The 22,155-nt window shown below is 73.2% G+C and carries 14 protein-coding genes and 1 pseudogene; 3 read left to right on the top strand and 12 right to left on the bottom strand.

The window, feature by feature from the left end:
- Nucleotides 1-349: 349 nt before the first annotated feature.
- Nucleotides 350-1,357, bottom strand: a complete 1,008-nt coding sequence (locus IH09_RS31935) for a stage II sporulation protein M (RefSeq protein WP_052861034.1) — start codon at nt 1,355-1,357, stop codon at nt 350-352.
- Between the two features lie 111 nt (nt 1,358-1,468).
- Between IH09_RS31935 and IH09_RS31930 the strand changes: the two genes are divergently transcribed.
- Nucleotides 1,469-2,533, top strand: coding sequence for an RDD family protein (locus tag IH09_RS31930; RefSeq protein ID WP_052861033.1), 1,065 nt, complete (start codon nt 1,469-1,471; stop codon nt 2,531-2,533).
- 418 nt (nt 2,534-2,951) lie between these two features.
- Here IH09_RS31930 and IH09_RS38260 read toward each other — a convergent pair.
- The 3 genes and pseudogenes from IH09_RS38260 to ahcY form a co-directional block, all read right to left on the bottom strand.
- Nucleotides 2,952-3,793: pseudogene (locus tag IH09_RS38260) on the bottom strand (IS5 family transposase); the annotation flags it as partial.
- A 312-nt stretch (nt 3,794-4,105) separates the two neighbouring features.
- Nucleotides 4,106-4,720 (bottom strand): hypothetical protein, encoded by a 615-nt coding sequence (locus IH09_RS31920; protein ID WP_052861032.1) that lies wholly within the window; start codon nt 4,718-4,720, stop codon nt 4,106-4,108.
- A gap of 92 nt (nt 4,721-4,812) precedes the next feature.
- Nucleotides 4,813-6,270 (bottom strand): adenosylhomocysteinase, encoded by a 1,458-nt coding sequence (gene ahcY / locus IH09_RS31915; RefSeq protein ID WP_052861031.1) that lies wholly within the window; start codon nt 6,268-6,270, stop codon nt 4,813-4,815.
- A 1,124-nt stretch (nt 6,271-7,394) separates the two neighbouring features.
- Between ahcY and IH09_RS31910 the strand changes: the two genes are divergently transcribed.
- Nucleotides 7,395-9,473, top strand: coding sequence for a fructose-specific PTS transporter subunit EIIC (locus tag IH09_RS31910; protein ID WP_190233466.1), 2,079 nt, complete (start codon nt 7,395-7,397; stop codon nt 9,471-9,473).
- A 171-nt stretch (nt 9,474-9,644) separates the two neighbouring features.
- Here the strand turns inward: IH09_RS31910 and IH09_RS31905 are convergent, their stop codons facing one another.
- From IH09_RS31905 to IH09_RS31880, 6 genes are all read right to left on the bottom strand, one after another.
- Nucleotides 9,645-10,604 carry a cation diffusion facilitator family transporter gene (locus IH09_RS31905; protein ID WP_052861029.1) on the bottom strand — a complete coding sequence of 320 codons (960 nt, stop codon included), beginning with the start codon at nt 10,602-10,604 and terminating at the stop codon, nt 9,645-9,647.
- Between the two features lie 98 nt (nt 10,605-10,702).
- Nucleotides 10,703-11,905, bottom strand: a complete 1,203-nt coding sequence (gene manA / locus IH09_RS31900; RefSeq protein WP_052861028.1) for a mannose-6-phosphate isomerase, class I — start codon at nt 11,903-11,905, stop codon at nt 10,703-10,705.
- An 87-nt stretch (nt 11,906-11,992) separates the two neighbouring features.
- Complete coding sequence (locus IH09_RS31895) at nt 11,993-13,129, bottom strand: SIS domain-containing protein (protein ID WP_052861027.1); 1,137 nt, start codon at nt 13,127-13,129, stop codon at nt 11,993-11,995.
- Between the two features lie 72 nt (nt 13,130-13,201).
- Nucleotides 13,202-13,426, bottom strand: coding sequence for a Trm112 family protein (locus IH09_RS31890; RefSeq protein WP_052861026.1), 225 nt, complete (start codon nt 13,424-13,426; stop codon nt 13,202-13,204).
- A gap of 167 nt (nt 13,427-13,593) precedes the next feature.
- Nucleotides 13,594-14,952: a phosphomannomutase/phosphoglucomutase gene (locus tag IH09_RS31885; protein WP_052861025.1), complete on the bottom strand. Its 1,359-nt coding sequence runs from the start codon at nt 14,950-14,952 to the stop codon at nt 13,594-13,596.
- 243 nt (nt 14,953-15,195) lie between these two features.
- Complete coding sequence (locus IH09_RS31880; RefSeq protein ID WP_110952715.1) at nt 15,196-15,630, bottom strand: DUF3499 family protein; 435 nt, start codon at nt 15,628-15,630, stop codon at nt 15,196-15,198.
- A gap of 274 nt (nt 15,631-15,904) precedes the next feature.
- Between IH09_RS31880 and IH09_RS31875 the strand changes: the two genes are divergently transcribed.
- A complete protein-coding gene (locus IH09_RS31875; protein WP_172451054.1) occupies nt 15,905-16,363 on the top strand; it encodes a metallopeptidase family protein in 459 nt (152 codons plus the stop codon).
- Nucleotides 16,364-16,447: 84 nt separating this feature from the next.
- Here the strand turns inward: IH09_RS31875 and IH09_RS31870 are convergent, their stop codons facing one another.
- Nucleotides 16,448-18,004, bottom strand: a complete 1,557-nt coding sequence (locus tag IH09_RS31870; RefSeq protein WP_052861023.1) for a DUF5719 family protein — start codon at nt 18,002-18,004, stop codon at nt 16,448-16,450.
- A complete protein-coding gene (locus tag IH09_RS31865) occupies nt 18,001-21,915 on the bottom strand; it encodes a glycosyltransferase family 2 protein (protein WP_052861022.1) in 3,915 nt (1,304 codons plus the stop codon). Before IH09_RS31865 ends, IH09_RS31870 begins: the two co-directional genes overlap by 4 nt.
- Nucleotides 21,916-22,155 lie beyond the last annotated feature (240 nt).

Genomic DNA, 22,155 nt, shown 5'->3' with positions numbered 1-22,155 from the left:
TCGGCCTTCCCGCTTTCGCTTTCCGGCCTTTCCGACTCTATCAGACCCGGTCCGTTCCGTTTCCGGTTCGAATTCGGTTCCGATTACCCGTCGGAGGGGCTTCGCCTTTCGGCTGATCCGACATTATCAGAAGTGATTTGGTCGATTTAATCGACCGGTTCTTCCGGTAAGTGATCGGATGCGCCTCGCCGAATTGAACTTCCGGCCGAAGCGGAGATGGACACTACCGTTGCGACCGGACTATGTCCAGTTCCGTTGCAACCGTTCGAATCTACCTCCCCCTGACTCCCGTGTCAACGGGTACCTGGGGCGAAGAGGAGATTAGCAGGTCAGCGGGGTCCGACGCACATCAGGCGGCGGTCGGCAGGAGTGCGGTGCGGTCGGCGGTGGCCACGTCGCCCGTCTCGCCGGCGCGTACGGCTCGTCCGCCCAGGACGTAGACGTACAGGAGGAAGGCCAGCTCGGCGGCGATGCCTGTGCCGATGCGGGCCCAGGTGGGCAGGCCAGAAGGGGTGACAAAGCCTTCTATGGTGCCGGCCACGAAGAGGACCGCGGCGAGTCCGACGGCGACGCCGAGGGCGGTGCGGCCCTCCTCGGCCAGGGCCGTACGGCGGCTGCGTGGGCCCGGGTCGATGAGGGTCCAGCCCAGGCGCAGGCCGATGCCCGCCGCGACGAAGACGGCGGTCAGTTCGAGGAGGCCGTGCGGAAGGATCAGGCCGAGGAAGGTGTCGAGGCGGCCCGCCGAGGTCATCAAGCCGAGGCCGACGCCCAGGTTGAGCATGTTCTCGAAGAGGATCCACAGGACGGGCAGCCCGGCGAAGGCGCCGAGGACCAGGCAGAGGGCGGTGGCCTGGGCGTTGTTCGTCCATACCTGGGCGGCGAAGGACGCGGCGGGGTGGCTGGAGTAGTACGTCTCGTACTTGCCACCGGGGCGGGTCATGTCGCGGAGGTCCTGCGGGGCGCCGATGGCCGACTGGACCTCCGGGTGGGTGGCTATCCACCAGCCGATGAGGGCGGCGACCACTACGGAGAGGACCGCGGTGGGCATCCACCAGTGGCGCAGGCGGTAGACCGCTGCCGGGAAGGCCGTCGTGAAGAAGCGGGCCGCGTCGCGCCAGGATGCCTTGCGGGCGCCGGTGACCGTGCTGCGGGCGCGGGCCACGAGCGACGTGAGGCGGCCGGTCAGCGCGGGGTCGGGGGCGCTGGAGAGGAGGAGGGAGAGATGGGTGGTGGTGCGTTGGTAGAGGGTGACCAGTTCGTCGGCCTCGGCGCCGGTGAGGCGGCGCTTGCGGCGCAGCAGCGCTTCCAGGCGGTCCCACTCGGCACGGTGGGCCATGACGAAGACATCGAGGTCCATGCGGTGTCGCTCCTCGCAGCGCCGTGAGGTGAGTGCCAGGTCAGCTTGGCAGACTGGCCGGGGCCGGCATGGGGCGGGCGGGGCATCGGGGAACGGAGAGGGAGTGGGCGCGTGAGTGAGCTCATAACAGGTGAGGCGGTGGTGCTGGGGCTGCGGCCGGCCAGGCTGCCGAGCCGGGCGCTTGCGGTGCTGGTCGATCTGGCCGTGGCCTGGGGGACGTACCTCGTGGTGGCGCTGTTGCTGATGAGCGCGGCGTCGTCGATGGACGCCGCCGCGATGGCGGCCCTGTCCGTCGCGCTGTTCCTCCTGGTGCAGGTCGGGATACCGATCGTGGTCGAGACGCTGAGCCACGGCCGTTCGCTGGGCAAGCTGATGTGCGGGCTGCGGGTGGTGCGGGAGGACGGCGGGCCGATCCGGTTCCGGCACGCGTTGGTGCGGGGGGCGATGGGGGCCGTCGAGATCGTGCTGACGATGGGGGTCGTGGCGTCGATCGCCTCGCTGGTGTCGGCGCGGGGCCGGCGGCTGGGGGATGTTTTCGCGGGGACGGTGGTCATACGGGAGCGGATACCCGCGGCGGATCCGGGGCGCCCCGGGGTGGCGCTGCCGCCTCCGCCTCCGTGGCTGACGGCGCAGCTCGCGGCGCTGGATCTGTCGCGGGTGCCGGACAGCTGGTGGCTGACCGTACGGCAGTACCTGGCGCGGATGCGGCAGCTGGATCCGCAGGTCGGTTTGACGATGGCCGGGCGGTTGGCGGGTGACCTGCGGAGGTTCACCGGAGTGGCCGGGCCGATAGGGGCGCATCCCGCGGCGTATCTGGCCGCGGTGGTGGGCGAGCGGCAGGCGCGGGAGGCGCGGCGGGCTTTCGGAGCGCCGATGGGGGCTCCGGAGAGGGTGGGGGCCGCTCCTGGGGGTGAGGGCGCGATCGAGGGGCCGGCGACTGGTGGGCCGCGGGTTGGCGGTGGGGTGCCCGGGGTGGCCGGGACGTGGTCGCCGCCTGCGGGGGTACCGGTGGTCGGTGGCGGGGCGGCAGGTGTCGGGGCCGTACGGGATCACGAGGACGGGGCCAAGGCCAGGGACGGGGACAGGGACGGGGACGGAGATGCGTACGGACGCGGCGGGTGTGCCAGTGCCGGCCATGGTGGAGCACTGGGTAAGGGGTTCGCGCCGCCGGGGTGAGTGATGGCGGTGGGGGTGGTGAGGGTGAGCCGGTGGAGGGTGGGCGTGAGCCTGTGGGGGTGTGGGTGAGCCTGTGGGGGTGTGGGTGAGCCTGTGGGGGTGTGGGTGAGCGGACGGCGGCACAGGTGCTGGCGGGCGCTGACGGGCGCGGGGGCTACGGCGCGGCTACGTGGGCGGTTGCTCGTTCTGGGCGCGGGGCACGTGCTTGTCCTGGGCCCGGGGCTCTCGGGGTACGGACGGGGCCCGGCGACTTCGGCTCGGTTCGGTGGCGGCTCGGGTATCAGAGGCGGGTGGCCGTCGGGAGCGCCGCGTAGAGGGGTATAGCCCGTCCCGGCGACCTTGGGTTCCAGTGGTCGTCGCGAAGCCGTCGGAGATGAGTGTGCGGCGGGGCGCGCTTAGGGCCCGTGTGATGTCGTGATCAATCAGCTGCTTGTAAGAGATCTCCGAGCCAGAACATCGAGGCGCGGAGTTCGAGGCCGGCGAGGTAGCTCTCGGGTGTCTTGTCGAAGCGTGTGGCGATGCCGCGCCAGTCCTTCAGCCGGTTGATCGGGCACTCGACGGTGTTCCGTTCCTTGTAGAGGTCGGTGTCGTGGCTGACAGGCCGCCCGCCCTGGCTGCCTTTTTCTTCCGGTTGGCGGCCTGGTCCTTCTTCTCCGGTGTGACCGCCCTGATGTGACGTTTACGCAGGTAGCTGCGGTTGGCGCGGGCTGAGTGCGCCTTGTCCGCGGCGACCGCGCCCGGCCGGGCGCGAGGTGGGCCGACCGGCAGGCGGACGCGGATCTTCTTCAGCACGGGGATGAACTGGGAACCGTCCGCGGCCTGCCCGGCAGTCAGGACGAACGACAACGGCCGGCGCTTGCGATCGGCGGCGAGCTGAATCTTGCTGGTCAGCCCGCCGCGGGACCTGCCGAACAAGGCTTCCTTCAGACGGAGTCTGCCTCGGCGGCGAACGCGTCGGCGCTCTTCCCGCTCGGGCTCGTTCGCGCCGTCCTGCCCGTTCCGTTCCCCCTCGTCGCCCTTTTTTGCCGGGCCTGTTCCTGTTCGGGTGGCCTCCTCCAGCGCCTTCATGACGTCCGTGCCGACGAGCATCCCGGCAGCGTCATGGTGAGCGCGAGCCGTCCTGGAGTCCACTCTCACCAGGGACAAGGCCGTCTTGCCCTGGCGGACGGCCTCAGCGATCAGACCTTCCAACAGAGCGGTGAAGACACCGGCGTTCCGCCAGCCCCGGAAGCGCCCATAGACGGTCGGCCAGGGCCCGAACCCAGATGTGGCGTGGGACATGCTCAATGGTCTCGGTGTTCCGGCGGGGACCCACGTAGCGCCCGGGTGCTTCGCGGCGCGCTCCGGAGGGGCTGGAAGTGTCCGGGGGCAGCAGAGCCGGAAGGGCCGGAGGTGCAGGGCCGGCAGGTTCGCAGGTTTATAGCCATACGCCGTCCGCACACTTCGTGCGCGCACGCCTTACGTGCGTGACATGTCCGTTCGCGTGCGTGACATGTCCGTATGGCGTGCCTGGCCGTCGTTTTGGGTGCCGTGCTGGGTGGTGAGGGTGGCAGGTGGGGGCGTCGGGGCGGGTCAGGAGAACGTGGACGGTGGGGATTCGAGGGATTCGAGTTCGATGCCGGGGGCGGCCAGGACGACGTCGCCGGCGAGGTGGACGGTGTGCTGCTCGCCGGTTTCGAGGTCGTTGACCTGGTATTCGTCGGCGATGAGGGGGGCGTTGTCAGTGGCGTGTGGTGTGCTTTTCAGCAAGGCCCAGGACTGGTCGAGGGTGCGGGGGGCGAGGACGGGGGGTGTGAGGGCCAGCAGGCGGGTGCGGACGGCTCCGGCGCCCGGGGCGGGGCGCAGCAGACGGGCGGTGGCGATGAGGAACGCGGGGGACGCGCCGGTGAAGGCGTGGGCGCGGACGTTTCCTTCGGTGGCGTGTTCGCCGGTCGGGTCGGTACGTACCCAGGTGACGCCGTCGAGGGCGGCGCCACGGACCTGCCAGGCGGAGGCGTGGAGTTCGAGGCGGATGGGGCGGCCGAGTTCGTCGAGGGTGAGGTCGACGGAGCCTGCGTGCTCCCCGGAGGGGGTGGTGATCTGGGAGACGTAGCGCCAGCCGGTGGGGCCGGTGGCGCAGTGGAAGTGCTCTTCACCGAGGGGGGTGTGATCGTGCGGGTCGTGCAGGGAGTAGTGACCGCGGGGCATGGGCGTCCTTCCGGCGGGCCGGTGCGGGGGCCTTCACGGGCCAGGCCCCCGCCGCGAGCGGCGAGGGCCTGGATACACCGCCTGCTGCGTGATCAGTAACGGTAGTGGTCGGGCTTGTACGGGCCGGTGACCTCGACGCCGATGTAGGCGGCCTGCTCCGGGCGCAGCTCGGTGAGCTTGACGCCGAGCGCGTCGAGGTGGAGGCGGGCGACCTTCTCGTCGAGGTGCTTGGGCAGCACATAGACGTCGGTCGGGTACTCGTCGGGCTTGGTGAACAGCTCGATCTGGGCCAGCGTCTGGTCCGCGAACGAGTTGGACATCACGAAGGACGGGTGTCCGGTGGCGTTGCCGAGGTTGAGGAGGCGGCCCTCGGACAGCACGATCAGGACCTTGCCGTCCGGGTGGGTCCAGGTGTGGACCTGCGGCTTGACCTCGTCCTTGACGATGCCGTCGAGCTTGGCCAGGCCGGCCATGTCGATCTCGTTGTCGAAGTGACCGATGTTGCCGACGATGGCCTGGTGCTTCATCCGCGCCATGTCCGAGGCGAGGATGATGTCCTTGTTGCCGGTGGTGGTGATGAAGATGTCGGCGGTCTCGACGACGTCCTCAAGGGTGGTGACCTGGTAGCCGTCCATCGCCGCCTGGAGGGCGCAGATCGGGTCGACCTCGGTGACGATCACGCGGGCGCCCTGGCCGCGCAGCGACTCCGCGCAGCCCTTGCCGACATCGCCGTAGCCGCAGACCACGGCGGTCTTGCCGCCGATGAGGACGTCGGTGGCGCGGTTGATGCCGTCGATCAGCGAGTGGCGGCAGCCGTACTTGTTGTCGAACTTCGACTTGGTGACGGCGTCGTTCACGTTGATCGCCGGGAAGAGCAGGTCACCGTCGCGCTGCATCTCGTACAGACGGTGCACGCCGGTGGTGGTCTCCTCGGTGACGCCGCGGATCTCGGACGCCAGGCGCGTCCACTTCTGCGAGGTCCCGTCCACGGTGCGGTGGAGGAGTTCGAGGATGGCGCGGTGCTCGTCGCTCTCGGCGGTCTCGATCGCGGGGACCTTGCCGGCCTTCTCGTACTCGACGCCCTTGTGGACCAGGAGCGTGGCGTCGCCGCCGTCGTCCAGGATCATGTTCGGGCCGCCGGTGGGCGAGCCGGGCCAGGTCAGCGCCTGCTCCGTGCACCACCAGTACTCCTCCAGGCTCTCGCCCTTCCAGGCGAAGACCGGAACGCCCTGCGGGTTGTCGGGGGTGCCGTTCGGGCCGACCGCGATGGCCGCGGCGGCGTGGTCCTGGGTGGAGAAGATGTTGCAGGACGCCCAGCGGACCTCGGCGCCGAGGGCGACCAGGGTCTCGATCAGGACGGCGGTCTGGACGGTCATGTGCAGGGAGCCGGTCACCCGGGCGCCGGCCAGCGGCTGGGCGTCGGCGTACTCCTTGCGGATCGACATCAGGCCGGGCATCTCGTGCTCGGCGAGGGTGATCTCCTTGCGGCCGAAGGCGGCGAGGGACAGGTCCGCGACCTTGAAGTCCTGGCCGGTGGGTACTGACGTCATGGCTGACTGCTCCTGAACGGTCGGTGTTTAGGGCTGGAAGGTCTGCGACACGGGCAGGCAGGGGCGTCGCAGAAGCGAACACACCTCTCCCCCGGCCGCAGCGCAGTCCGTCGGAGGCCCTCTCTCCCTCGGCCGGTCCGCGGTGCGGGCCGACCGACCGCCATCAGCAGCGACGCCTGGTACTGCGGACGAATCTACACCGCTCGGCCCAATGAACCCCAGTCGGCGGATTCCGGGGGGATCCGGCCGCTCCGGTTCGGCCGGGGACGGGTCTGCCACGGATCCGGGACGGGTCCGGCGCGGGATCCGGTACAAGGACCGGCCCGAGGTCCGGCGCGAGGTCCAGCCGCGGCCCGGGGCAGGTGTGCGGCGGCGAACGGACCGTCGGAAGGCCGGGGCGAGCGGGCGGAGCCCCTACGGACGGATGGCAGCCCCCGGGGCCGGATCGCCAGGACCAGGCGTCCGGGGCCGAGCCCTCCCACGGCCACCTGCCGGGACCTCCCGGGTGTCGCCCCCGGCGTCGAGCCCCCTCGTGCAACTGCGTGCCGAGGCCCGGGGCGAGCTCGGGAGCGGAGCCAGGACGAGCTCGGGGGCGGCGGGGCCCGTACCGACAGCTGGGCCCGGGGCCGGACGCCCCGGGCCGGGTACCCGAGGCCGGGCCTCCCGCTGCTGCGTAGCCGGGACCTCTCGGAGGATGTCGCTCTCCGGTGCGCGGCCCTCGTACGGCTACGAGCCGGGACCGGCGCGCAGCCCCCTCGTACGGCCGCGTCCCGGACCCAGGGCTCAACGCCACAGGCCCCACACCGCCGTATCCGTCAGCCCGGACCGCCGCATCCCGTCGGACCGCCAGGCCGGGCATCGCCCGCATCCCGCGACGGGCCGCCAGGCAGGGCCGTGCCACCACAGGCCCAACCAAAGCGCCGCCATGTTCAGGCCGATGGTCCCTGGTGTCCGGGTCTTGCGCACCTTTGCTTGTGTGGCCGCATGTTGCAGTATGCAAAGTGCGCGGGAGCTGTCGTACGCCCCGTGCGCACGTTCGTCTTGAGGAGAACCACGTGACCACCAGTCCAGCCGATCCCCCCAGGGACGCGGGGAAGAGCGGGCGAGGGTTGAAGCTGCTCGCAGTGACCGCCTGCCCGACCGGTATCGCGCACACGTATATGGCCGCCGAGAAGCTGGCGCAGGCCGCGGAGGCGCTCGGCCACGAGATCAAGGTGGAGACCCAGGGCTCGATCGGGGTCGAGAACGCCTTGACCGACAACGATGTCGAGAGCGCGGACGGCGTCATCATCGCCGCGGACAAGGATGTCGACCGCAGCCGGTTCACCGGGAAGCGGCTGGTGGCGGTCGGCGTCGCCGAGGGCATCCACCATCCCGCTCAGCTGATCGAGCGGGTGCAGCACGCGCCCGTGTACGACGGGGAGGAGGGCGGCTCCGCCAAGGGCGGCGAGAGTGCCGGCGGTGGCGGCAAGGAGCGCAGCCTCGCGTACAAGGCGCTGATGAACGGGGTCAGCTACATGATCCCGTTCGTCGTGGTCGGCGGTCTGCTGATCGCGATATCGCTGGCGATCGGCGGGCACGCCAACCCCGAGGGCGGCCTGGTCATCCCCGACGGATCGTTCTGGAAGCACGTCAACGACATCGGGGTCATCGGCTTCGCGCTGATGGTGCCGATTCTGTCCGGCTATATCGCGTACGCGATCGGGGACCGGCCGGCGCTGGTGCCGGGCATGATCGGCGGCTGGATCGCCAACACCGGTGATCTGTACGGCTCCAAGGCGGGCGCGGGGTTCATCGGCGCGATCGTCACCGGCTTCCTGGCCGGCTATCTGGTGCTCGGGATCAAGAAGGTCAAGGTCCCGAAGTTCATCCAGCCGATCATGCCGATCATCGTGATCCCGATCGTGGCGACGGCGGCGCTGGGCCTCTTCTTCATCTACGTCATCGGCAAGCCCATCTCGTGGGTGTTCACGCACCTCACCGACTTCCTCGGCGGGATGACCGGGTCGAGCGCGATCCTGCTCGGCGCGCTCCTCGGGCTGATGATCGCGTTCGACATGGGCGGACCGGTCAACAAGACGGCCTTCCTCTTCGGCACCGGTCTGATCGCCACCGGCAACCTGACCGTCATGGGGATGTGCGCCGCGGCGATTCCGGTCATGCCGCTGGGCCAGGGGCTGGCCACGCTGATCCGTAAGCGGCTCTACTCCGACCAGGAGCGGGAGACCGGTATGGCGGCCCTGTTCATGGGGCTCTTCGGGATCTCCGAGGGCGCGATTCCGTTCGCGGCGGCGCGGCCCGCACAGGTCATTCCGGCGAACATGCTCGGTGGCGCGGTGGCCGGTGCCATCGCGGGCATGGCCGGGGTCACGGACGCGGTGCCGCACGGTGGTCCGATCGTGGCCGTGCTCGGTGCGGTCGGCGGGGTGCCGACGTTCTTCATCGCCGTCGCCATCGGTTCGGTGGTCACGGCGCTCGCCACGGTGACGCTGGTGGACATCGCCGACCGTAAGAAGGGCAAGGTGCCGGCCGGCGCCGCGGCGAAGTCGCTGGTGCCGGAGCCCGCGTTGGCGATGGCCGGTGCGGGGGCCGGAGCCGGCGCGGCGGACCGCGCGGCCGCACCCGCCGCCACGGCCGACGCCGCGGTACCGGCGTCCCGTACGGCCGGGTCCCCGGAGAAGCCGACGGCGACGGAGGCGACGGCCACCGCGACGGCAGCGGACACAGCGGCGAACGGCCCCGTCGACGAGGTGCTGTCCGGCTATCTGACCGAGCAGACCCTCAAGACGCAGCTCGTCTCCCGTGAGAAGGAGGCGGCCATTCGCGAGATGGCCGAGCTCGTGGCCGGTACCGGCAAGGTGGCGGACGTGGACGAGCTGGTGCGGGTGGCGCTGGCCCGTGAGGCGCAGGGCACCACCGGGCTCGGCGAGGAGATCGCGATTCCGCACGCCAAGACGGACGCGGTGACCGCGCCGGTCGTCGGGTTCGCACGGTCCGCCGAGGGCATCGACTGGGGTTCGCTGGACGGCACACCGGCCAGGCTGGTCTTCCTGATCTCGGTACCGCAGGCGGCGGCCGGTGACGAGCATCTGCGCATCCTGGCGCTGCTGTCGCGGAAGCTGATGGATCCCGGCTTCCGGGCCCGGTTGCAGAGCGCGCCGGACAGCGCGGCGATCCTGCGGGTACTGGGCGAGATCCGGTAACCAGCCGCGCACACGGTCACCGCGCATTCCCGTACGAAGGCCCCCGCACGCGATCGGTGCGGGGGCCTTCGCCATATCCGTGGCCGTCCCGGTGCCGCTGCTGTCCGTACCTGTGGCGGTACCCGTAGCCGTATACGTGACTCAGTCCACGGCGCTACGCGCCGCCGTCGGTCAGCGGCCGCCCGGTGCCTTCCCCGGGTTGTTCCCCGCGGCGGCCGCGGCCTCGCTGTAGATGTCGGGCTCCAGGTAGATGACGCGGGCGATCGGCACCGCCGCGCGGATGCGGGCCTCGGCGGCGTTGATGGCGTCCGCGACCTGGGTGGCCGTGTCGTCGTGCTGTACCGCGATCTTGGCGGCGACCAGCAGTTCCTCGGGGCCGAGGTGCAGGGTGCGCATATGGATGACGCCGGTGACGACATCGCCGTCGACCGCCGCGGCGCGGATCTTGGCGACCTGGTCGGCGCCCGCGGCCTCGCCCAGCAGCAGTGACTTGGTCTCGGCGGCGAGGACCAGCGCGATCAGTACGAGCAGCGTGCCGATGCACATGGTGCCGATGCCGTCCCAGAGGGCGTCACCGGTGGCGACGGTGAGGCCGACGCCGCAGAGCGCGAGGACCAGGCCGATCAGCGCGCCGAAGTCCTCCAGCAGCACGACCGGCAGCTCGGGGGCCTTGGCGCGCCGGATGAACTGGGCCCAGCTCTGCTTGCCGCGCAGTTCGTTGGACTCCTTGACGGCCGTCCGGAAGGAGAGTCCCTCGGCGACGATCGCGAAGAGCAGGACGGCCACCGGCCAGATCCAGTTGTCGAGTTTGTGCGGGTTCTGGATCTTCTCGTAGCCCTCGTAGAGCGCGAAGACGCCGCCGAGGGTGAACAGGACGATGGAGACCAGGAAGCCGTAGATGTACCGCTCGCGGCCGTAGCCGAAGGGGTGTTCCTCGGTCGCCGCGCGCTTGGCCTTCTTGCCGCCGAGCAGCAGCAGGCCCTGGTTGCCGGAGTCCGCGAGGGAGTGCACGCCTTCCGCCAGCATCGAGGACGAGCCGCTGAAGGCGAAAGCCACGAACTTCGCCACGGCGATCGCCAGATTGGCGCTCAGCGCCGCGACGATCGCCTTTGTTCCGCCTGATGCACTCATGAGGCCGTTGTGTTCCTTCCGTCGGCCGGGCTTTACCGCCCCTTTAACGCTGCTGCGGCGGTCATTGTCGCAGCCCGGCCGACGTGCCTCACAGGTTCCTAGGCGACCACCGTCGCGCGGAAGAGCGTGCCCTCACCGGTGAGGGCGACCCGCTCGCCGGCCCGGACGAACGCCGACTCGCCGGGCGCGAGCACCAGTTCACCGTCCGCCGCCGCCTCGCCGCGCAGCACGACCGTCCCCGCCGTGCACAGCAGGACCTGCGGTGTACGGGCGTCGAGCGGGCGGGGCGCGGCACCGGGCGCCAGGACGAAGCGGGAGAGCCGGAATTCGTCGATCGGGGTCTCGTAGACCTCCTCGCCGTCGACCGCCTCCGGGCGCAGGACGCCCGGGTCGCGGGACTCGAAGCGGACGATGCGGAGCAGTTCGGGGACGTCGACGTGCTTGGGGGTCAGACCGCAGCGCAGCACGTTGTCGGAGTTGGCCATCAGCTCGACGCCGAGGCCGTTGAGGTAGGCGTGCGGTATGCCGGCGCCGAGGAACAGGGCCTCGCCGGGCTGGAGTTGGACGTAGTTGAGCAGCATCGCGGCGATCACGCCGGGGTCGCCGGGGTAGTGGTGCGCGATGGCGGCGTAGGCGGCGTAGGAGGCGGCGTGCGGGCCGTCCCCGGCGCCCAGTTCGGCCGCCGCGGCGGCGGCCTGTTCGACGGTCTCGGCCATCGCGTCGTGCTCGGCGGTCAGGACGGCGGTCAGGACCTCGCGCAGCGCGTCCTGTTCGGGGCCGGCGCGCAGGATGTCCGCGTAGGGCTTGAGGGCGTCGACGGCCAGGCCGTCCAGGAGGTCCGCGGCCTGCGCCGGGTGCCGGAAGCCGCAGAGCCCGTCGAACGGGGTGAGCGCGCAGACCAGCTCGGGCTTGTGGTTGGCGTCCTTGTAGTTGCGGTGCCCGGCGTCGATCGGGACGCCGCGCCGCTCTTCGTCGGCGAAGCCCGCCCGCGCCTGTGCGAGGTCGGGGTGGACCTGGAGGGAGAGCGGCGAGCCGGCCGCGAGCAGCTTGAGCAGGAACGGCAGCCGGGGGCCGAAGGCGCGGACGGCGTCGGCGCCCAGTTCGGCTTCCGGTGCGGCGTCGATCACCTCGGCCAGCGAGACGGGCCCCGCGCCGCGGTCGATGCGGGAGGGGGCGCCGAGGTGCGCGCCCATCCACATCTCGGCCTGCGGCGCGCCGGTCGGCTCGACGCCGAGCAGCTCGGGGATGGCGGTGACGGAGCCCCAGGCATAGGGGCGCACAGTGTTGGCGAGGCGGTCCATGGGGGTGCTTCCTGACGTTCGGTCGTGCGGGAAAACGGTGGTGCGGCGGGGCGGTCCGGGCCGGGGTGCGGAGCGGACCGTCCCGCGTCAGCCGGTGCCGGCGAGTGCCAGATAGACGGCGGCGAAATCCGTGACGGCGAGCAGTTCCGCGGCGCTCTCCAGGGCGCTGCCGGCCTCCGGTTCGAGCTCGCTGACGGCGGTGTCGCGCTCCTCGGCGAGCGCATGCGCGGCGCGGGTGGCGGAGTGCGGGCCGGGGGCCTGGTCGCGCAGCAGCACGATCCGGGCGTGCAGGGTGGCGGGCTGGTCGACGCGGTCGCGGAAGAAGTCGTCGGGGTCGGCGCCGGCGGCGAGCGCGCCGGCGAGCAGCGCGCGGTGCGTGGCGAGCGCTTCGGGCAGCTCGGCGGTGAGCGCGGGGCGGCCCGCGAGACCGGTCAGCACGGCCGCGAAGTGCCGGCCGACGGCTCCGGCGACGGTGCCTTCGGTCCAGATCAGCGGCAGCGCGTCGGCGAGCTCGGCGGCCAGCGTCTTGGCGGGGTTGCTGTACGTGGCGATGGCCGGGCCGCAGCGTTCGGCGAGCTGGTCGAGGCGGTCGGCGAGGCGGGCCAGTGCCTCGGGCGGCGCGTCGAGCAGGCCGATCCGGTCGGCGAGCGAGAGCAGCGGGATGAGCAGCGACCAGAGGGTGCCGGGGGCGGCCGGGGGCGCCCCCTCGACGTCGAACTCGGCGTCGTACGGGGTGGTGGCCAGGGGGACGGCGAGGCCGCGGGCCTGGATGACGGCGTCCGCGAGGGGGCCGCCGGCGGGGGTGACGGCGACGACGGCGCAGCCGCGGCGGTACGCCTGTTCGACGAGCTCGGCCAGGCCCGGGTCGGCGGCGTCGGGCCCGGCGAGCAGCAGCAGGTCCAGCGGGCCGGTCCAGCCGGGCAGGGTCCAGCGCAGTGCGCCGGGCAGCGGGGCGACGCCGGTGGGCGGGAGGAGGGTGGCCGGGCAGCTGCCGCCGCCGAGTGCGGCGACGAGGTCGGCGACGCAGGCGGCGGCCGGGCCGGGGCCGGCGACGAGGACGGCACGCGGCCGTCCGTCGGGGGTCAGGTCGGGGATGCCGGACTCGGCGGCGCTGCGGGCGGCGGTGCGGACCCGGGCGCCGGATTCGGCGACACCGCGCAGCAGCCCGAAGCGGTCGGCGCCCGACAGCGCCTCGGGGGTGTCGAGGAGTGACTCGTCGAGCATGGTGGCGCGGCCTCCGGTCGCCGAAACGGGCGGTGAACTCCGGGCGGTGCCGGGTCGGGGCCCGGCGGTGGGTCAGGCGGGGCGGCGGGCCTCGTCGACGAGGAGTACGGGGATGCCGTCCCGGACGGGGTAGGCGAGGCCGCAGTCACCGGAGGTGCAGACCAGCTCGGACTCGGGGCCCGCGACGCCGTCGGCCGGGGCGTCGGCGGCCGGGGTGGCGGGTGCCGGGCGGTCCGCGAGCGGGGCGTGGCACGCCGGGCAGGCGAGGATCTCGATCAGGCTGGCTTCGACCGGCATGGGTGCTGCTCCTTCGGGTGGTTGCGGCTCGGCCAGCCTACCGCCGTAAGGGGTGCGCGGGCCTGCGCGGCGTGGGTTCGGGGTGGCCGGGCGGGGCCGGGGCGCCGGCCGGCGGTACGGGGCCGGTCCGGTCCCCCGCCGCCGGGCCGGCCCCGGCCGCTCCGGTGTCAGCCGCGGATGATCGCCAGTGCCTCGTCGCGGACGCGCTCGACGGTCGCCGCGTCCCGGGCCTCGACGTTCAGCCGCAGCAGCGGCTCGGTGTTGGAGGCGCGCACGTTGAACCACCAGTCGGCGGTGGTGACCGTCAGTCCGTCCAGTTCGTCGAGGGTGACGCCGGGGCGGCCGGCGTGGGCGGCCCGGATCGCGGCGAGCCGGCCGGCCTGGTCGTCGACGGTGCTGTTGATCTCGCCGGAGGACGCGTACCTGTCGTACTGCGCGACGAGCTCCGAGAGCGTGCCCTGCTGGCCGCCGAGCGCCGCCAGGACGTGCAGGGCGGCGAGCATGCCGGTGTCGGCGTTCCAGAAGTCGCGGAAGTAGTAGTGCGCGGAGTGCTCGCCGCCGAAGATCGCGCCGGCCTGGGCCATCTCCTCCTTGATGAAGGAGTGGCCGACCCGGGTACGGACCGCCTCGCCGCCCAGTTCCGCCACGACCTCCGGCACCGACCAGGAGGTGATCAGGTTGTGGATGACCGTGCCGCCGGGGTGCTTGGCCAGCTCGCGGGCGGCGACCAGTGCGGTGATCGCGGACGGGGAGACCGGGTCGCCCTTCTCGTCCACCACGAAGCAGCGGTCCGCGTCGCCGTCGAAGGCGAGGCCGAGGTCGGCGCCGACCTCGCGCACCCGCGCCTGGAGGTCCACGATGTTCTTCGGGTCCAGCGGGTTGGCCTCGTGATTCGGGAAGGAGCCGTCCAACTCGAAGTAGAGGGCGTCCAGTTCGAGCGGCAGTCCGGCGAAGACGGTGGGTACGGTGTGCCCGCCCATGCCGTTGCCCGCGTCCACCACGACCTTCAGCGGCCGGCTGCCGGACAGGTCCACCAGGGACCGCAGATGCGCCGCATAGTCCGCCAGTACATCGCGGCGGCCGATCGTCCCCGGCGTCGCGGCCGGTTCCGGGGCGCCCTCCTCGGACCACCGCTCGACCAGTGCGCGGATGTCCGCGAGACCGGTGTCCTGGCCTACCGGGGCCGCGCCCGCCCGGCACATCTTGATGCCGTTGTACCGAGCCGGGTTGTGCGAGGCCGTGAACATCGCGCCGGGCAGCCCCAGCGCGCCGCTGGCGTAGTACAGCTCGTCGGTGGAGCACAGGCCGATCTCGGTGACGTCCACCCCGCGCGCCGCGGCGCCGCGCGCGAAGGCGCCGGCCAGCCCCGGCGAGGAGGGCCGCATGTCGTGCCCGATCACGATCGCGTCCGCGCCGGTGACCTCCGCGAAGGCCGCGCCGAACAGCCCGGCCAGCGCCTCGTCCCACTGGTCGGGGACCACACCACGCACGTCGTACGCCTTGACGATCTGCGACAGATCAGTCACAGCCAGCCCTCCTGGGGTCTCTACGGAGCCCCAAACCTACCCGTCCGTCCCGAGGCGGGGCGAAACGACCGCCGGGTACGCGCCACCGCGCGCGGCAGGCGCCGGGCACGGCTGCGGGCGTGTACCGGCACCGGCGTCAGGGCGATGACCGGGGAGGCTTGACACAACTCACGGAAAGTGATGGACACTTCACGTACCGCCACACAAGTCCCTGTCCGGTCGCGCGCAACGGCGGCCGGTCGCTCAGGAGTCGGGCGAGCGCAGCACCCGCAGATGGCCGCGGCGGCCGACCTCCGTGGGCTGGCCGTCCCGGCCGCCGGGCCCGGCGGCCTGCGGCCCCTCGCCCGCGGCGCGCTCCTGCGGCCGGGCGGCCTCGCGCACGGCGTTGGCGAGCGCTTCGAGGTCGTCGCCGCTGGGGCGGGAGGGTCCGGAGTCGATGGCGAGACGGACGACTTCCCAGCCACGGGGGGCGGTCAGGCGCTCGGAGTGCTCGGCGCACAGGTCGTAGCAGTGTGGTTCGGCGTAGGTGGCGAGCGGTCCGAGCACGGCGGTCGAATCCGCATAGACGTACGTCAGCGTTGCGACGGCGGGGCGGCCGCACGCAGTGCGCGAACAGCGACGTACAGGGCTCACGACGTTGGACGCTACCGCACTCTTGAGCGGGCCGCGACGACTCACCCCCGGCTCACCCAACCGTGTCGTCCCACTTCGTCCGATGCGTCTGACCTGCACCCGCTCGACCTGACCTGCCCCGGGCGGGCCGGGACGGACGGTGCGGGGCGACGAATCCCGTCATTATTCGCTGCAATTCATGTCATTCCACAGGGGTTCCGCGATCTCATGACGGGATGCAAACGAACGCAACGCGGACCGTAGCGGTCAATCGGCGACATGGTGTGTGTTGTCGCGCACTGCGGCCCCCGCCGCCCCGCGGCGGCTACGCTCGACGGTGATGGACACCCCCGTACCGCCCCGTCAGTCGGAGCCGCGCCCGCGCCGCCGCGACCGCCACGGCCGTGGCATGCGCGGCCCGATCGCGCCGCCGCAGGTGCCGCTGTCGGTGACCCGCGCCGATGCCTTCGTGGACCTCGTGTACGACTCCCGGGACCGGCTGGAGCGGCGCTGGCCGCAGCTCCAGAACGTCGACTTCATCGTCCTGGAGGTGCCCGGTTTCGGTACGGACGAGGTGCCGGACACCGATGCGGACGGCGAGACCGTGCCGCTGGGCCGGGCGGTGCCGGCCGCCGGCGGATATCGCGACCGGATCGTGATCTACCGCCGGCCGGTCGAGATCCGCACCAAGAGCCGCGACGAACGCGCGCTGCTGGTCCATGAGGTGGTCGTCGAGCAGGTCGCCGAACTCCTCGGTCTGTCGCCGGAGTCGGTGGACCCGCGGTACGGCCAGGACTGAGGCCGTACCGCGGGTCCGGCGCTCCGGTCGGTCAACTCCGCCCGGTTCACTCCCGTATGCCCGCTATGCGCTCACGCCGTGCGGTCAGTCCGTCAGCAGCGACAGGTCCTGGCGGGCCGTCGGGACGGTGACCGAGCCCCGGTCGTCCGGCAGGGTCTGGATGGTGAAGGCGGGGATCCCGCCCTGCGGTTGCGCCAGCATGCGCGCCGCGTAGACCGGTCCGCCGCCCGGCTCCGGCTCCACCGTCAGCGCGTAGGAGCCCTTGAGGCCCTGCGGGCGCGGCGGTTCGACGGCGAGCGTGGCACCGCCCTTGACCGTGTACGTCTTGCTGACCGGTGTACCGCCGCCGCTCCCGGCGGACGCGGTGACCTTGACCTTCGCGTCCTTGCCCTTCTCCGGTGCGACGAGCGTCAGGGTGCTGCCCTTGTCGCGGTTGTCGGCGGCGGTGGCCCGCTCGCCGACCGGCCGGGTGGCCGGGATGAACGCCGTCTCCTGCTTGTCGCCGGTGCCCCGGGTCACCCGCAGCGCCGCCACGACCGGCGCCTTGGAGCCGCTGTCGGTGGGCGTCAGCACCAGCGACGCGGCCTCGCCCTTGGTGATGTCCTTGAGGTCCATCGCCGTCGTCATACCGCTCTTGACGTGCAGCGTCTCCACCCCGGCCGGGGCGATCAGACCGGTCGGGGTGGCCAGCTGCACCTTCAGGTCGGCGTCCGCGTCACCGGGCGCGAGGGCCACCAGCCGGACGGACGTGGCGTCGGCCGGGATGCCCGGCAGCACCGCACTCGGCGCCGGGTCGGCGGCGGCCGGCAGCCAGTCGCCGCCGAGCTTGACGTCGACGGCCTGGACTGCGGCGCCGACCCGGCCCTCACGGGCGATGACGTTCAGCGTGGCGTCGGTGACCGGGGCGCCGGTCAGGGTGGAGAGCAGCACCGGGACCGTGGCGTGCGGCGGTACGGAGATGTTCTCGCCGGCCGCGGCCCGCAACGCACCGTCCTTGCCGTGCAGTTCGAGGTCGACGACAGCCGGGGTCGAGTCGGGGTTGGTCAGATGGACGTAGTCCTGGCGGTCCTTGTCGGTGCTCACACCCGGGAACCAGAACGTCGTATCGGGCGCGACACAGCTCAGCCCGAGCAGCCCGCGGCCCGCGCCGGCCGCGACGGACGTGGTCTGCTGGACCGTCCAGCCGGGCGCGAACGCGCCGTCGGCGGCCCCCACCAGAGCGGGGGCACCGCCGCTTTCGGTGGTCGCGGTGACCGGCTTCCCGGCCTCCGCCAGCGGCGCGACCGGTTTGGTGTCACCCGGCGCGACCGCCTGCTGGCCGTCCCCCGCGCCGCCTCCCTTGCCCTTCCCGTCCTTGCCGCCGCTCTCCTTGACCGACCCGGCGGGCACCAGCTGCGCGGTGCCCTTCTTGCCGGCCGCGCCGGCGCCCGGGGGGACGAAGGCGGTGTACGTGGTCTCGCCGACCGCCGAGGAGGTCGGCGGCGGGCACAGCAGCGCGGAGCGCTGGACGGGCAGCCGGGAGCCGCCCGGCGCCGCGGTCTGCGCGGCGCCGCCGGGGGCCGGGGCCGCGACGGTGGCGACACCGGTGACGGCGGCGAGCGCGACGGCCGCGCCGATCAGGGACATCAAGGTGCGCTTCACTGCTGGTCGCTCCCGTCACGGCGCGGCTCGGGGTAGGAGCCGTGGTACGTCGTGCCGTCGTCGTAGGGCAGGTGCTGGGGGGGCTGCTGCGGTCCGTCGGCGTAGGGCTGCTGCTGCGCGGGGTCGTAGCCGGGGTGCGGCGCCCCCTCGTAGGACTGCTGTCCGTAGCCGTAGGGGTCGTAGACGCCCGCCTGGTAGGGGTCCGCCGGATACCCGGCGGTCTGGTACGGGTCGGCCGACGGGTACGGCTGCTGCCCGTACGGGGCCTGGTAGGGATCGGCGGGCGGGTACGGCTGCTGCGCGGGGTCGTAGCCGGGCTGGGCCGGCTGGGCGGTCTGCCAGTCCTCGTACGGGTACTGGTGCGGCACCGCCGCGTACGGGTCGGCGGCCGGGGCCGGGTCCTGGGCGGGGATCGCGGCGGTCACCGGAGCGGGCGCCGGCTCTCCCGGCGGGCCGGCCGGTGCCGTCTCGTCCGTGCGCGGACCCGGGATGGCGCCCGGCTCGGCCTCGGGGGCGGCGGCCTGCGCCGCGGCCCGCAGCCGCCGCGCCCGGCGGCCCTCGCCGGTGACCGCACCGGTGGCCGCGTCGGCGGCCGGCGCGGGGGCCGGGGCCACGGTCTCCTCCGGCAGGTCGTCGTCGATCTCCCGGCGGCGGCCCGGCAGGGCGAGCACCACCAGGACGACCGCGAGCAGGCCCTGCGCCGCCAGCCAGAGGGAGTGGCCGAGCGGGCCGTCGTGGGTGAGGTCCAGCTGCCCGCCGCCGGCCGGGAGCTCGAAGCCCTGCGCCCAGCCGTCCAGCGTCACGGGCTTGAGCGGCTTGCCGTCGAGGGTGGCCTGCCAGCCCGCGTCGGCCGCGTCCGCGATCCGCAGCACCCGGCCGTCGGCGCCGTCGGGCACCTGCGTGTGGGCCTCGACGGGCCCGGCCGGTACCGCGATGGGCGCCACCGCCTCGCCCGTCCTGGTCCCGTCCCGCCCGGCGCCCGCCACGATCGAGACCCGCGAGACCCGCTGGTCCACCCGCCACAGGGCGCTGCCGTCGTCCTGGCTGAGCCGGGTCAGCCCCGGGGTCGCGTCCAGCACCCGGCCGGTCTCCCGTGGCGCGCCCTTGCGGACCAGGACGTAGCGCACCGCATACCCGCCGAGCTGGCTGGTCTGGTCGGCGCCGGAGCCCGCCACGAGGTGGGCGACGATGCCGCCCAGCCGCTTGTCCTCACCCGCCGCCGCGGCCACGTCGGCATCGCCCAGCCGGGCGCCGGAGCCGCGGACGAGGGTGTAGCCGACCTCGCCGGGCCGGCCGTCCAGGATCAGGGTGCGGGGCCGGTCGGCGGTGCCGGACTCCTCGGCGACGAACGCCGGGACCTGGACCGCGTCGCGCCGCTGCACCGGCCCGGCCGCGCCGGTGATCATCCAGCTGACCGCGGCGTAGAGCGGGGCGAGGGCGCAGGCCAGCGCGATCAGCACGGCGACCGGCTGCTTCCAGCCGAAGCCGAGGGCGGTCATCCGGGTGCGGATGCCCTCGGCGCCGACCGCGGCGGCGCAGAGCAGCGCCAGGCCGTAGACCAGCAGGGCGGGCCCCGTCCAGCCGGAGCCGTTGCCCAGCGCCGCGCAGAGCAGCCCGGCCGAGGCCACCACCCAGGCGGTACGGATCGCCGTCTGCCGGGCGTCGCGCAGCGTCGCCGCGAGGGCGGCCAGCACGATGCCGAACAGCAGCACCCCGCCGGCCGCCTTGGGCCCGCCGGGGCTGAGCCCGAGCAGGCCGAGCGCGGTGGCGGAGCCGGCGCCGTAGTCGAGACCGGCCTCCTGGAAGAACCGCGCGGGGTGGGTGAGCAGCGAGAGCGACCAGGGCGCGAGCACGACGAGCGGGGTGAGGGCGACGGCCAGGAAGCGCAGCCCGTACCCGAGCAGCGCCGCCCGGCTGCCGTCCAGGGCGCGCAGCACCAGCAGGGCGATACCGAGGGCGACCGCCAGCGGCCAGACGACCGGGGTGAAGGCCGTGGTCACGGTGACCAGCAGGGCGTACGCCCAGGTGGCGCGCCAGCCGGGCCGGGTACCGGGCGCGAGCCGCAGCCCGCCGGCGGCGACCGCGGCGCGCGCCATCAGCGGCAGCAGGACGGCGAGCACGGCGGTGCCCAGCCGGCCGCCGGCCAGTGCGCCGGCGACCGCGGGCAGGAACGCGTACGCGACGCTCCCCCAGGCCCGCAGCAGCCGGGAGGCGACCAGCGGGCGGGAAGCGAAGTAGGCGGTCAGGCCGGCCAGCGGGACGGAGCAGACCAGCAGCAGCGTGACGGCGAAGCCGGTGCTGCCGAAGCAGGCCGTGGCCACCAGGGCGAGGAGCGCCAGGTACGGCGGCGCGGCGGCGGTGTCGCCGGTGCCGACCGCATGCCAGTTGTCGAGATAGGACGACCACAGCTCGGACACATGGGCGGGCGCGGGCAGCAGGGCGCCGCCGGACAGCGCGCCGGAGCCGAGCAGATCCCGGCCGGCGACCAGCGACACCACGAGCAGCAGCAGGAAGAGCACCGGGCCGGGCTTGCGGGCGATCCGCTTGAGCCGCGCGAACTGCTCGATCTCCAGGAAGTCGGCGTCGTCGCCACCGGGTCCGGACTCCACGGCGCCGTGCCGGCCGGCCGACGCGGCATCCGGCGCCTCCCGCCCGCCGAGGTTGCTGACGACCTGTTCGACGGAGGCGCGCACGGTCGCGCCGGGCGGCGGGAAGAGCGGCCGCAGTTCGCTCGCGTCGACCGCGGGACGGCCGCGGCCGCGCCGGGCGGCGAGGATCTTGCCGGGCCGCAGCAGGGTGCCGAGGAGCCCGGCGAACTCGTCCAGCGCCTGGCCGGGGGCCTTGCCGAGGAGGTAGGCGACGACCCGCAGGACGGTGCTGAGCAGCAGCCGCAGCAGGACGTACGGGAGCAGCGCGCCGCGGGTGTTGGCGAGCAGGGTGTAGACGGCCCCGGCCTTGTCGACGCGGTGCGGGGTGGCGCCGCGCAGCGCGAAGCGCTTGGCCGGCGCGGCGGGGGCGCGGTCGCCCGAGGGGCGGGCCGAGCGGCCGACGCAGTCGATCGGCCGGCGTTCCCGGGCGGACGCCTCGGCGTGCCGCAGCACCGCGTCCGGTGCGACGAGGACCTGGTGGCCGGCGGCCTGGGCGCGCCAGCAGAGGTCGATGTCGTCGCGCATCAGCGGCAGCCCGCGGTCGAAGCCGCCCAACTGCTCGTAGACGTCGCGGCGGATGAGCATGCCGGCGGTGGAGACGGCAAGGACGGGACGCACCTGGTCGTGCTGGCCCTGGTCCTGTTCGCGGCGGTCCAGACCGGTCCAACGGCGGCCGCTGCGCGCGATGCTGACGCCCACTTCGAGCAACTGGCGGCGGTCGTACCAGCTGCGCAGCTTGGCGCCGACGATGGCGGTGGCGGGGCTGGAGTCGGCGACCCGCAGCAGTTCGGCGAGGGCGGCCGGTTCGGGCGCGCAGTCGTCGTGCAGCAGCCAGAGCCACTGGACCGGTTCGCCGTGCGGGTGCTCCGGCTGGTCGTAGGCGTCGTCCTGCCAGGTGCGGCTGACCGGGTCCCAGCCGCTGGGGCGCTGCAGATAGGGCAGGTCGTCGGCGGCCAGGACGGGGGCCGTACGGACCGCCTCGTCGACGGCGGTGCCGAAGCCGGAGCGGCGGGCGAGGTGGAGCACCCGCTCGTCCCCGAGGGCCTCGCCGAGCAGCCGGGCGGAGTCGTCCGCGCTGCCGGTGTCGGCGCCGACGGCGTACTGCACCGGGCGTTCCTGGCCGAGCAGCCCGGCGAGCGCGTCGGGCAGCCAGCGGGCGCCGTCATGGGAGACGAGCACGGCGGTGACGACATGCCGGGGGAACTCTGGGGGGGCGGCTGCGTATGAGGCGGCCTGGGCCGCCGACTGGCTGTGCACGGACATCGAGGTACGGGCCCTCCGGACCCGGGAGTCCGGGGCCCGCGGCGAAGCCGCTCCAGGCCCCCGCCCCCGGCAGACACACTGCGACGGACTACGAGGGACGCGCGCGCCCCGTGGGGGCGTCGGCACGTCTCGGACGGGGCCCCACACTAATGGTTCGCGCCGGGGCGCCGACCGGCTCCGTACACAGCAGTCCGCCTCCGGCGGGCAGTACGCCGGAGGCGGAGCGTTCGCTATAGGGGG

This window comes from Streptomyces celluloflavus, from assembly GCA_000720995.1.
In the GTDB taxonomy this organism is placed as follows: domain Bacteria; phylum Actinomycetota; class Actinomycetes; order Streptomycetales; family Streptomycetaceae; genus Streptomyces; species Streptomyces celluloflavus.
Note: the sequence above shows the minus strand (reverse complement) of the source record. Positions and strands in the feature narration are given on the sequence as shown.